Here is a 10,254-nt window from a genome sequence, read left to right as displayed (position 1 = left end):
GCACCCTTCACGGGTGCGTGGATTGAAACCATGCCACCGTAGCACCACAAATTTCTTTAAATAGTCGCACCCTTCACGGGTGCGTGGATTGAAACCGGGCTGTCTGATCTTATGGGCGAGTGGAACAAGCGTCGCACCCTTCACGGGTGCGTGGATTGAAACAGTTACTTCCTTAGCAAGTGCTAAAAAGTAAAAAAGAAAAGACCTTTGATTTTGATATTGATGCTCAAGTCAATCGACTGTACCTTAATAAGTTGATGTCTTTTGTTTCGTTGGCACTTGATGCGAGTTACGATAAGATGCTTACATTTGTCAATCTTAAGACTTTTTTGACAAAAAACGAGCTCGAGAGGTTTTATGAATACATATTTTTCTCGAGAGTTCGCGTGTTGATGCTTGAGAACAAGATGGATCAGTCCTATCATAAACACGAAAATAAAAGTATTGTTGACCAGCATTTTCTAGAGTTCTAGTAGTTCTTCCAGTTAGAATTTTCGTCTCTTTGCAGAGAGAATTTGCTCTAATGGTTTTTGAGCAGTGTCATTCTGACTGGTAATCGAACCGCTTCCCCTAGCGAAGCTTTATATAGATTAACCCTTCAAAATCGGGTATAGTTCAACTGAAGCGAGGTACGCCCGGGCAGTTGCTTGTCTTGACACGGCCTCGCATTTTTATCGCCGATTTTGCAGCAATCTTCGTTAACAAAAAAGCTACCCACAGTAGGTTGCTTGAAAACATGCGCATTTACGTATATTTCTTGTGGCTGTGACTACCAGGAGAGTTTTGAAGTAGTGACATTCTAATTGACAGTCAAACGTTTATTACTTTAGGCAGAAACTTGAAAATTTATTTTGTCAGATAAAAAGCACCTTGGCCATCCCACAAGCGGGGATAGCGGAGGTGCTTTCAACTGCAATATTACTGCACTTTACTAAGTATGTGTGTAACCGCCGCTCCCTGTACACGTGGGAATAATCCTACAGATTTCAAAAATTAGAACCTCGTGTTTACCGTTAGACTGGCTGGAGCTGTAGTATATTGCAAGTAACAGAGCTGATTCTGTCCAGTAATATGTCGGCAAGAGAAGTCAGCAACATATTCTCTGTAGCTTTTGCGTTTAGAAAAAATCATTTAAACCCCCTTGCGATTACAGAATGAGTTCACGAGGTACAAAGAAGATAAAATTATTTTTACTTGCTAGAGGTTAATAAGACTCTTATTGATACCAATGAGTTATATATGAATCTTTATGCTACTGGTCAGGCACTAGGAACTTCGAAAGAAAACTATGTCTTTGAGGTTGTTAACAAGACTCCTCTTACTCTCTCGGTTAGTTTTTTACTCGGTGATGCACAAGGTTTTGAAGAATTTTACAGGTAATTTTTTGAGCCTAGCGAGATTCTATTTGTGTGCGCCTAATCTAGGATGAAAGATTAGGCATCGTCCCTATAATAGATAACGTCTATTTTCTTGGTAAGGTGGCTCAAACGAGAAAGTCGATAATATCGTGAAATCTCGGAATCGCAAAATGGTAAAACCTTAAACAGCAAAAGGCTCATTCAAGTAGCCTCATCAGCGGTGTTTCTCGATAGTTCACGGTACAATGCAAAGAGTTTAAGGACAACTGCGAAGGTGGAAGCAGCATTTATGGAAGAGCGGATGAAAGAACAGACGAAAGAACGAGCGAAAGAACGGGCAATTGCCAAAAGCGGCACAAGAAATTCTAGTTTGGAACTCTTGCGCATCCTCGCGATGCTGATGATTATTGCCTGTCACTTTGGCAGCCGAGTTAATTGGGCGTCTGCCGGTCACATGGTATTTAACGAGTATTGGCTTGAACTGCTTGAGAGCCTTGGGCAAATTGGCGTAGGCATATTCTTTTTGATTTCCGGCTATTTTCTGTATGAAAGAAAAAACTTCCATTGGCAACGAGTCTTTAAGATTGCACGTCCGACCTGGTTTTATTCATGGGTTATACTAGCGCTTGCGTACCTCTTCCATAATCCCCTTGTGGCAACTACTACTCCCATGTCGCAGGTGGTCGCTCAGTCAATGTTTCCGATATTTTTGAATTCCTACTGGTTTATCTCTACTTATATCTACATCACGCTGCTCTCGCCTTATCTGAAGAAATGGCTTGACGCGCTCTGCTTCAAAGAGATTGTCGCCGTTGTATTGCTGAGCTTTCTATTTAATACTGGAGCCGCGACGTTTGACTTTTTCCTCACTTCGGAATTTGCAAGCATTGGCGGCGTCATAAGTTCAACGATTATCTTTGTGGTGATGGGCTACTCTCTGAATCGCTTTAAGGACAAGTTTTCCAGTCCCGTAATTCCGCTTGCCTGCATACTTATTGCAGCGATAATCCTGCTTGCGGGACCAGCTGTTCTGGCGGCTCTTGCTCGCGCCGGCTATCAAAACACATCGGCTCATGTGTTTATGGACATTTCCTCAGTTCCGATTGCGCTCGCCGCGGTTGGACTTTTCCTCGTTTTCTCTCGATTTGATTTTAGGAGTAAAGGAATCAATTACCTTGCAAGCCTGATGTTTGGGGTCTATCTGATTCATGAAAACAATTTCGTGTGGCGCTTTATTTGGCAAGGGGATCTTTTTCACGTGGCGACACATCTCACCGATTCAAAACTGCATTTTGTGCTGTATTCCTTCAAAATGATTCTTGTGGTGTTCGTTTGCTGCGCCGTTATTGAGGCTGTGCGCAAGTTCGTGGTAGCGGCAATTATGAAGGTTTGGAAGGGATAGAAAAGTCTGTTGAGGCGTATGTACAACCTGCTGGAATATGCCCTAGAATGATACGTCTGGAGAAGCGGTAGAAAGGATAACTATGTTGAGTTCGCTGGGAACAATCATCCCCATTGTGGGCGTGGTGATTATCGTTCTTCTCGTCTTGATAAACGGCTTTGTATCTGCGTCTCCCGCAGAGATTAAAGTAGTCTCAGGCCCGTGGGGGCAGCGCATCATTCACGGCAAAACCGGCTTTAAGGTGCCAATGATTGAGCGCGTTGACTCGATGACCGCGGCTATGATTCCGGTGGATGTCAAGACATCGGATTACGTGCCTACAAATGACTTCATCAACGTGCAGGCGGACGCCGCCGTTAAGGTTCGCATTGCAACCGAGACGCCGGAGCTCCTGCAGGCCGCTACACGCAACTTCCTGTACAAAAATATCGACGAAATCTCCAATGAGGTTCGCGATACGCTTGAAGGACACCTGCGCGCCATTATCGGTCAGATGAAGCTTAAGGATATCGTTACCGATCGCGATACGTTTGCACAGCGTGTGCAGGACAACGCTCACCAGGATCTCGCTGAGATGGGTCTTGAGATTGTCGCCTTCAACATTCAAGGCTTTGCCGATAAGGACGGCACCATCGATAACCTTGGCGTTGCGAATGTCGCGACTATCCGCAAGGACGCTGAGATTGCTCAGGCCCGTTCCAACCAGGAGATCTCTGAGGCTCAGGCCGCCGCTGATAAGGCGTCCAATGAAGCTCGCGTCAATGCTGACCTTGACATCGCTCAGAAACAGACCGACCTGGCTATGCGTAAGGCGGCGCTGAAGGTTGAAGCTGATACAGAAAACGCGAAGGCTGACGCCGCGTATGAGATTCAAAAGCAAATCCAGCAGAAGGATATCGAGCGTGAGACCGCGGCGGCAAATATTGTAAAGCAGGAGCAGGAGGCTGTCGTCAAGCAGAAAGAGGTCGAGGTCACCAAGAATACCCTCGATTCTCAGGTTCGCGCGAAGGCGGACGCTGAACGTTACGCCGCTGAGCAGGCCGCCCAAGCTGATTTGTTCCGCCGTCAGAAAGAGGCTGAGGCTCAGGCGTACGAACGCACACAGGCCGCCAATGCAACACGCGAAGCCATGCTTGCTGAAGCTGAAGGTATTCGTGCTAAGGGCGACGCCGAGGCTGCCGCAACAGCAGCAAAGCTAACTGCTGAGGCTGAGGGTCTTGAGAAGAAGGCTGAAGCAATGGCTAAGATGAACCAAGCTGCCGTGCTTGAAATGTACTTTAATGCATTACCTGATGTTGCTCGCGCCGTTGCTGAGCCGCTTGCCAACGTTGACTCCATCACCATGTATGGCGAAGGCAATGCCGCAAAGCTCACCGAGGACATTACCAAGTCTGTGACGCAAATCAACGCCGGTCTTGGTGATTCTATGGGATTGGACTTGAAGCAGCTCTTCGGTGCGCTTGTAGGGGCAAAGGCCATTGCGCCAACGCTTTCCGATGCCGTTGCCCAGGGCGTGAAAGAGGGAACGTCTGAGGCTGCTCAGAAACCCTCTTCTGAGCAGGAGGCTTCCGACAAGAAGCAGTCTGAATCTGACGAGAAGTAACAGGACTCAAAGAAATAGCTTTGGAGCGAGGCCGGAAACGAAGATTTTCAGCCTCGCTTTTTTAGAGATTCTCAGACACCCTCTAACCCTCGAACCCTTAGACACTCTCAGACGCTCTGATTTGTAATTCAGGGACCCTGATTTAGTTCAGAGACACTGGTCTTTAGTCAAGGGACTCTCGTTAATCTCTCTTAAAAAGCTTATTGAAAAGACTGAGGATTTCAAGCGAGCGCTTGTTTGTTGCTGCAGCGTCGCGCTGCCATCCGCTTGCCGTATGAGTAAGAACATCGCCTTGCGAGGTTCCTTCGGGCAGCTCGGAAAGAGGAACATCCAAGAACTTCTCGCCACCGTTAATCTCAAGGACGGCGATGTTGTTGTCTTCGATTCTGTCGACAATTGCGGTCATAGAGCACCTCTACTTTGACTTTGGCGGGGTAACGGGCGTGCCCTCGCGCTGAACGTACAGAGCAATAGTTGAGCCATCGGTGACAGCCGTAACCGTACCGTTCGCTCCTGTTCCGTATACCTGCGTATGTGCGCTGTTCAGCGCTTTGAGTACACTGGCATGCGGGTGTCCGTAGTCATTGTCGAGAGCGTAGGATATAACGGCATAGTCGGGGGAGAGCTTAGTGACAAGCGCTTTGTTGGTGCCAGTGTGCGACCCGTGATGCGATACTTTCAATACGTCGATATGACCTTCGGTGGCCTGATCGATAAGGGCTGTTGGAGCGTCGCCCGTAAAGAGGAAGGTCTTCTCGCCAACGGTCAGTTTAATAATGATCGAATAGTCGTTAGTGTCATCAAACTGCGCGGCCGCGGGAGGCCATAGGATATCGATGGAGTACTGGTCACTTTGGACTATGGTAGCGCCGGCGGCGGCCTGCGAGATTGTGAGGCCTTTTTTGTCGATGGCGTTCAGGAAGTTTTTGAAGGTTTCGGTGTTGTTTGTAGCGTTTGGCGCCCAGATGGACTTGACGTCAGTATCACGGATGAGCTCCGCCATTCCGCCGATATGGTCGGCGTCAGGGTGTGTGGCGATAAGATAGTCAATTTGGTTCCGGTGATCGGCTTTGAGCTGAGATTCAATTGTTTTCGCCGAACTGCGAGGTCCCGCATCGATGACCATAGTTTTGCCATCAGGAAGTTCCACAATTGTAGCGTCGCCTTGACCGATATCAAGGAATCTGATGGTAGTTTTGGTGGGATCAGCGGACGCCGCGGCGGTTACGGCGGCGGGAGCATCCGATTGAGCCGCGGCGTCATACGGGCGTGTCGTGCACTCTTGTATGAGCGCCGCGACAGCTATAACAAAGGTCAACGCAAGCGTTGTAAGCGTGCGTATCTGAGCCTTGGTGAGGCGGTGTTGGCGAGAAGTACGGTGAGCGTTTGTCATAACCTGCCTTGGCTGTTAGTTTGAAAGCCTCGTGCGTTTACTGATACGTCCAAGATATCACTTGACGCTGGACACAGGTTTTGGATTTGAATTAGTTTCATAGAGAAGGTACTTGGCGTACACTGAAAGCGGTCACGTAAGAGAAGGAGATTCTCATGAATGAAGCGTATGAATCGTTGCTGACGCGCCGAAGCTGGAGAAAGTTTACGGACAAACCGGTGCCTGAGGATCTTATCGCCAAAGTCGTCAAAGCCGGCGAATATGCTGCCAGCGCTGTAGGCTCGCAGTGCCCTCTTGTGATTAAGGTTTCTAGCCCTCAGCTTCGCGAGAAGTTCGTGCGCGCAAACGCGGCGATCATGGGGCGTCCCGAGGGCTTTGACCCATTTTACGGCGCTCCGGTTTTGCTTGTGGTGCTTGTACCAGCCGACAATCACAATGGCATATACGACGGTTCGCTTACCATGGGTAATTTGATGCAGGCGGCGCATGACTTAGGCCTGGGTTCGATTTGGATTCACCGCGCCCGTCAGGAGTTTGAGACGGAAGAGTTCAAACAGTTCCTTATTGAGCTGGGTGTGAAGGGCAGTTGGACGGGCATTGGCCACTGCGCTATCGGTTGGCCTGATGGTCCTGAACCAAAAGCGGCTCCACGAAAGCCTGGTCGCTATATCGATGCAGATGAGATTTTGGGATAGCTTAAAACTAGCGCGTTGATTTGTTGATGTGTTGATGTGTTGATGCGCTGATGCGCCGGCTTATTAGCGCGTTGGTGTGGTTGCTCGTTGGCGCGTACCGGTTGCTTGCGAAAACCAAAGGTGAGATTCTTACCGCTGCCGTTGCGCGGGCTGGTTATGGAGCTTCTGGGCATCGTGATGCTCTTGGCTGCCGGAATGCTCATGCCCGTGGTGATGGGCGTGTTCATGCTTGATTTCCGCATCGTCATGCCAAAGAGCCGGGACAAATACTTCTCGAAGTCCCGACTGCAGCAAATCTTGGCCAATAAAAACGCAGCGAGAATCTTCTTGCGGCTCATCACCAGTAATGGCCCAGGCATGCTCGACCATGTCGAATTTTACCCACTGGTTTCCGCAAGGCAGCGAACCCTTCGCGCGTGCGAGCTTGCCAAAGACGCCCGCGGAAGCTGCGTCCAAAAGCCAGATCAGATGCGCGGGGGATGGCAGTTCCGCATGCTGTAAAGATAGGGTTTCAAGGTCGATCTCTTCGTGATCGTGGTGGTTGCTGTGGCTGTCAGGAGCGCCGAGGTTGCTGTGATTGCGCCGCTCGCTTTCGGGAGCGCGCTCGTCTGCGGACTCGGTTTCGGTGTCGGCAAAGGGGCGGTGCAGCAGACTTTCCCACCATTCGTCGGAGATATCGGCATAAGAGGCTCGGGCAATCAGCTCCGCCGCAGGATTGAGCTTTGTCGCCAAAGAGACGATCGGCGCGACATCAGCTTCAGTGTCGGATGAAAGTTTGGACACGACGATACTTCTCGCTGCGGATAGCTGGTCATCAAAGATCTCGGGAAAGGCCCGGCGCTGCTGCTGCCACGATTGAGCGTCGATAATGGTTACCGGTGCAAGCAACGAAATGCGCTCCCATGTTACTTGGCCGATATTGTCGAGAATGCTTTGCAGCTTGGCTACGCCCGTAGGTTCGACAATCAGGAACTCGGGGTCAAGGGAGTTTGAGATTGTCAGGATACTTGCGGCAAAATCTTGCTTGCCCGAGCAACAGATGCAGTTTTCAACAGACTCCCATACGCGCAGGTCGGAATCTTCGCGTAAACGCCGCGCATCGATGTCCGCTTCGCCGTATTCGTTTTCATAAATGGCGAAGTCGCGCCCGGTGCGCCGTACGAGCTCCTGGATGAATGTGGTTTTGCCGGCTCCGAGAAATCCGGAAATTACAAGAATCTTCATGCCGCTCCAAATGAAAAGCTGGCGAGAAGATCGCGCTTCTCGCCAGCTTAAACGTGAACCGAAACGCTTCAGGAACCGAAAGACTTACGTCGGACGGCTCCAGGACAAACGCCGAGTCGGTCGGCTAGTCGATAACAACGACCGGTTTGATGAGGTCACGCGGCTTGTCGCGCATGCAGAACAGTGCTTCCTCAAGGTGCTCCCAGCCGTGGTAGAGGTGCGTGACCTCGGGGTGGAGGTCAAGACGGCCGGAGGTGACCAGGCTGGAGAGCTTCTCCATGCGCAGACGGCCGCCGGGCATGAGACCGCCGCGGATGTCCTTGTGGCCCATGCCAACGCCCCACTCAACGCGCGGGATGTTGATGTAATCGCCGGAGCCCAGGTAGTTGACGTTGCCGATTCTGCCGCCGGGCTTGAGGCACTTGACGGCGGGATCAAAAGTCTCGACAGTGCCGCCGGCGATGCAAATGCGGTCGACGCCCTTACCATCGGTAAGTTTCATGACCTGCTCGTCAATGGGGCCGTCCTTGTAGGAAATGAAATCGGTGGCTCCGTAACCCTTGGCCGCCTCAACGCAAACAGGGCGGGTGCCCACGGCGATGATGCGTGAAGCTCCGTGCAGAGCCGCGCCGGCGACGCTCATGAGGCCGACAGGTCCGATGCCGATGACAAGTACCGTGTCGCCAAACTCAACACCGGCCAGCTCAACGGCATGGAATCCGGTGGGGACCATGTCGGAAAGAATGCAGGCGTCCGCGGGATCCATGCCTTCGGGCATGTGAGCTAAATTGCCGTCAGCGTCGTTGACATGGAAGTACTCGGAGAAGACGCCGTCTTTGAAGTTAGAGAATTTCCAGCCGGCAAGCATGCCGCCGGAGTGCATGGAATAGCCAGCCTGCGCCTCAAGGGAATTCCAGTCGGGGGTAATGGCGGGGACAAGAACGCGGTCACCCGGCTTAAAGTCCTTGACGAGCTCGCCAACCTCAACGACTTCGGCGGAGCATTCGTGGCCAAGAATCATATTGTGGCGGTCGCCGATGGCGCCTTCCCAAAGCGTGTGGACATCAGACGTGCAGATTGCTACCGCGAGCGGCTTACAGATGGCATCAAGCGGACCGCACGCGGGCGTATCCTTCTCAATCCAACCGGACTCGCCGATCTTGAGCATTGCATAACCTTTCATAAACCCTCCTAAAAACGTGGCTTTGCTGGCGCAAAGCGCTGACAGCGGACGTTTTCTACGCGAGGCGTCTTCTCGCGAGAATCGCTCCTTTGCGGTCTTAGTGGAGGTTCGGCGAGTGTGTTGTACTCGCGCGATACAGGCTGACCAAGACCCCTAGAATACGTTCTATTTTCATATATGAGATAATCTTCAGGTATGACGTAACGGCGAAAGGTAGACGGTTTACCGTTAGTGGCTGTTCGCGTGAGCATGCAAACAAAAGGTATCTGAACGAAACGTATCTGGACGGAACGCATCAAAATGCTTGAAGCTTTGATAAAAGACATGGGAGCCAATCTGGATTGGCAGATGCTGGTGGTGTATGCGCTGTTTTTCTCGCCGGCAGTCATTTTAGGCATTCTGTTCACACGCTCGTTTCTCAGAGAACCGCGGCAGTTCCGCAACGCCATCTATCTGCTGGCGACCATACTGTGGCTTGTATTACTTCTGATTTTGCGTTTTAGTCAGATGTGGACTGTGTATGTCATTGCTGCTCTCTTTGCGCTTTTCCCGATTGTGACCTGCACGTTTTTGGTTATAAACGGCATTATCGTGATACGCAGAGAAGGTCTTTCGCTGACCTCGCTTTTACCGATGGGCTTGGCCCTGTTCATCCTCCTTATGTACTGCGTGCCTATGTATGCGAGTCAAGATGAGTTCCTTCTCGGCGTCACGGCACTCTTCTTCTTTGAGGGCCTGTGGTTCTCCTTCACCTTTGTCGCCTTGCTCATATATTCATGGCTGTATCGAATTTTGCCCAAGAACCGCCGATATGACTACATCATCATCCACGGCGCAGGCCTTGATGGCGAGAAGCCCACGCCACTTTTAGCCGGCCGTATTGACCGCGCTTTGGAGCTCTGGAATCGACAGGGTTGCTGTGGCAAGTTTGTCGCTTCGGGAGGTCAGGGTGACGATGAAGTGGTTTCAGAAGCTCAGGCTATGTATGACTATCTGGTGGAACATGGTGTTCCCCAAGAGGCCATCCTTATGGAAGATCGTTCAAGGACAACGCTGGAAAATCTCAAGTATTCACAAGCGCTCATAAACGCTGATGCGCAGTATCAGGAATGCAGCGTAGCAATGGTGACCAGCGATTTTCACGTGTTCCGCTGTGCCGAGTACGCGCACAATTTAGGTATTCGGGCGGACGGTGTTGGCTCACATACCAGAGGATGGTATTGGCCTACAGCATTTATCAGGGAGTTTGCGGCCATCACCAAGGCTCATTTCTGGCCTTACCTTGTTATAGCGGCCTTGTGGTTGCTGCCGAGCGTCATAAGGATTATAGGCGCCTAATCTTCGGCGTTCTCAACAACCTTCAGCGACTTGTGTGATCCTCAGCGTTCTCAACGGG

The 10,254-nt window shown here is 50.9% G+C and carries 9 protein-coding genes; 5 read left to right on the top strand and 4 right to left on the bottom strand.

Annotated elements, in window-relative coordinates:
- The first annotated feature begins 179 nt into the window (after window positions 1–179).
- The 3 genes from csn2 (at window position 180) to HMPREF1527_RS07255 (ending at window position 4,363) form a co-directional block, all read left to right on the top strand.
- Window positions 180–473, top strand: a complete 294-nt coding sequence (gene csn2, locus HMPREF1527_RS07265) for a type II-A CRISPR-associated protein Csn2 (protein ID WP_016478051.1) — start codon at window positions 180–182, stop codon at window positions 471–473.
- A gap of 1,174 nt (window positions 474–1,647) precedes the next feature.
- Window positions 1,648–2,760 (top strand): acyltransferase, encoded by a 1,113-nt coding sequence (locus HMPREF1527_RS07260; RefSeq protein WP_016478049.1) that lies wholly within the window; start codon window positions 1,648–1,650, stop codon window positions 2,758–2,760.
- Window positions 2,761–2,842: 82 nt separating this feature from the next.
- A complete protein-coding gene (locus HMPREF1527_RS07255) occupies window positions 2,843–4,363 on the top strand; it encodes a flotillin family protein (protein ID WP_016478048.1) in 1,521 nt (506 codons plus the stop codon).
- Between the two features lie 181 nt (window positions 4,364–4,544).
- Here the strand turns inward: HMPREF1527_RS07255 and HMPREF1527_RS07250 are convergent, their stop codons facing one another.
- The gene (locus HMPREF1527_RS07250) at window positions 4,545–4,769 is read right to left on the bottom strand and encodes a DUF3006 domain-containing protein (protein WP_016478047.1); all 225 of its coding nucleotides are present in this window, start codon (window positions 4,767–4,769) and stop codon (window positions 4,545–4,547) included.
- Window positions 4,770–4,778: 9 nt separating this feature from the next.
- A complete protein-coding gene (locus HMPREF1527_RS07245; protein WP_016478046.1) occupies window positions 4,779–5,756 on the bottom strand; it encodes a ComEC/Rec2 family competence protein in 978 nt (325 codons plus the stop codon).
- A 155-nt stretch (window positions 5,757–5,911) separates the two neighbouring features.
- On the opposite strand from HMPREF1527_RS07245, the gene HMPREF1527_RS07240 reads away from it, so the two are divergent.
- Entirely contained in the window at window positions 5,912–6,451 is a 540-nt protein-coding gene (locus tag HMPREF1527_RS07240) for a nitroreductase (RefSeq protein ID WP_016478045.1), read from the top strand.
- Between the two features lie 129 nt (window positions 6,452–6,580).
- Here the strand turns inward: HMPREF1527_RS07240 and HMPREF1527_RS07235 are convergent, their stop codons facing one another.
- Complete coding sequence (locus HMPREF1527_RS07235) at window positions 6,581–7,675, bottom strand: GTP-binding protein (protein ID WP_016478044.1); 1,095 nt, start codon at window positions 7,673–7,675, stop codon at window positions 6,581–6,583.
- A 124-nt stretch (window positions 7,676–7,799) separates the two neighbouring features.
- Window positions 7,800–8,858, bottom strand: coding sequence for an NAD(P)-dependent alcohol dehydrogenase (locus tag HMPREF1527_RS07230; protein ID WP_016478043.1), 1,059 nt, complete (start codon window positions 8,856–8,858; stop codon window positions 7,800–7,802).
- Between the two features lie 300 nt (window positions 8,859–9,158).
- On the opposite strand from HMPREF1527_RS07230, the gene HMPREF1527_RS07225 reads away from it, so the two are divergent.
- Window positions 9,159–10,196 (top strand): YdcF family protein, encoded by a 1,038-nt coding sequence (locus HMPREF1527_RS07225; protein WP_016478042.1) that lies wholly within the window; start codon window positions 9,159–9,161, stop codon window positions 10,194–10,196.
- Window positions 10,197–10,254: the final 58 nt, after the last annotated feature.

The organism is Atopobium sp. oral taxon 199 str. F0494 (assembly GCF_000411555.1).
In the GTDB taxonomy this organism is placed as follows: domain Bacteria; phylum Actinomycetota; class Coriobacteriia; order Coriobacteriales; family Atopobiaceae; genus Lancefieldella.
This window is presented reverse-complemented; position numbering and strand designations above follow the sequence as displayed.

Excerpts from the sequence above, each read along its gene's own strand:
- HMPREF1527_RS07245 (WP_016478046.1), bottom strand. The coding sequence starts at position 5,756 with ATGACAAACGCTCACCGTACTTCTCGCCAACACCGCCTCACCAAGGCT.
- HMPREF1527_RS07230 (WP_016478043.1), bottom strand. The coding sequence starts at position 8,858 with ATGAAAGGTTATGCAATGCTCAAGATCGGCGAGTCCGGTTGGATTGAG.
- HMPREF1527_RS07235 (WP_016478044.1), bottom strand. The coding sequence starts at position 7,675 with ATGAAGATTCTTGTAATTTCCGGATTTCTCGGAGCCGGCAAAACCACA.
- HMPREF1527_RS07240 (WP_016478045.1), top strand. The coding sequence starts at position 5,912 with ATGAATGAAGCGTATGAATCGTTGCTGACGCGCCGAAGCTGGAGAAAG.
- HMPREF1527_RS07255 (WP_016478048.1), top strand. The coding sequence starts at position 2,843 with ATGTTGAGTTCGCTGGGAACAATCATCCCCATTGTGGGCGTGGTGATT.
- HMPREF1527_RS07225 (WP_016478042.1), top strand. The coding sequence starts at position 9,159 with ATGCTTGAAGCTTTGATAAAAGACATGGGAGCCAATCTGGATTGGCAG.
- HMPREF1527_RS07260 (WP_016478049.1), top strand. The coding sequence starts at position 1,648 with ATGGAAGAGCGGATGAAAGAACAGACGAAAGAACGAGCGAAAGAACGG.
- HMPREF1527_RS07250 (WP_016478047.1), bottom strand. The coding sequence starts at position 4,769 with ATGACCGCAATTGTCGACAGAATCGAAGACAACAACATCGCCGTCCTT.